General features: G+C 72.3%; 1 protein-coding gene. It reads right to left on the bottom strand.

Features of this window, described 5'->3' with window-relative positions; translation table 11 throughout:
* On the bottom strand, positions 1-940 hold a 940-nt coding region (locus WEB03_RS03065), incomplete at its 3' end, for a cobaltochelatase subunit CobN (RefSeq protein ID WP_368069500.1).
* Between the last annotated feature and the right edge of the window lie 64 nt (positions 941-1,004).

Raw genomic sequence — 1,004 nt, 5'->3', positions numbered from 1 at the left:
GTCCGTCGAACTCCGGCAGCGCGATCTGCATCGCGGTGTCCATCGGTGACAGGCCCACGTCGGCCGTCTGCCAGCGTTGCCGGCTGGCGGTGGAGGTCAGCGCCTGGATGACCGGCACCCCGAGCCGTTCGAGCGCCTCGGCATGCCACGTGTCGTCCGCGTCGGTACTTGTCGGATGGCCCGCGGCGTTGGCCCCGCCCATCGCGAGCACCGTGACGACCAGCGCGTCGGGGTGCACGCCGTGGTCGCGCAGCATCGTGAGCAGTGGCACCTCGCCGTCCGATTCGGGGCGCAGCGAGTAGCAGTGCAGCCCAACGGCCTGCGCTCCCTTGGCCTCGATCGCGTCGATGAGGGTGTCGACGAACCCGGTGTTGCCCGACACCAGATGCGAGCGGTAGAACACGACGCCGATCAACGGTTTGGCGGGATCCAGGCCGGCGAGCGCGTCCGTGCGGCGCGGGTGGTAGGCGCCGTGGTCGGGCAGCTGTTGCGGGGGTTCGAACCCGAGTCCGGTCACCAGCAGCGTGTCGGCCAGGAACCGCAGCAGCTGTTCGGTGTTGTCCGTCCCGCCGAGACGCAGGTACTCGAAGGCCTGCGCGACCACCGCGGTCGGTGCGGTCGACAGCGCGGTGAGCTCCGCGTCCGGAGAGCCTTCCCCCGAGAGGGCGACCAGCGGCGTCCCGCCGGCGACACAGCGCTCGCGCAGCGCGTCGAGCAGCTCCGGGAACGCGGCGCGCCCGCCGAGCAGCCGGACCACAGCCACCTCGACGTCGGCAGTGGCCTCGTCCAACCAGCTGGCCAGCGCATCGGAGTCATCGCGTGGTGCGCGGGCCGGGTTCAGCGCCCGAACGCGGGGGGCGTCATGGGGAAGCGCGTCGACGGCGCCCGCCGCGGCGAGGATCTCGGTGTCGGCGGTGGTCAGCAGCAGGATCGTGGTCACGCAGGCTCCGCGGTCGGACGGGCGAGGGTGTCGGATGGATCGGGTGCGGGCAGCGGACCTGGCG

It is taken from the genome of Nitriliruptor sp. (genome assembly GCF_040882075.1).
Taxonomy (GTDB): Bacteria; Actinomycetota; Nitriliruptoria; order Nitriliruptorales; family Nitriliruptoraceae; genus Nitriliruptor.
The sequence above is the reverse complement of the archived record's forward strand: the minus strand, read 5'-3'. Positions and strand labels throughout refer to the sequence as shown.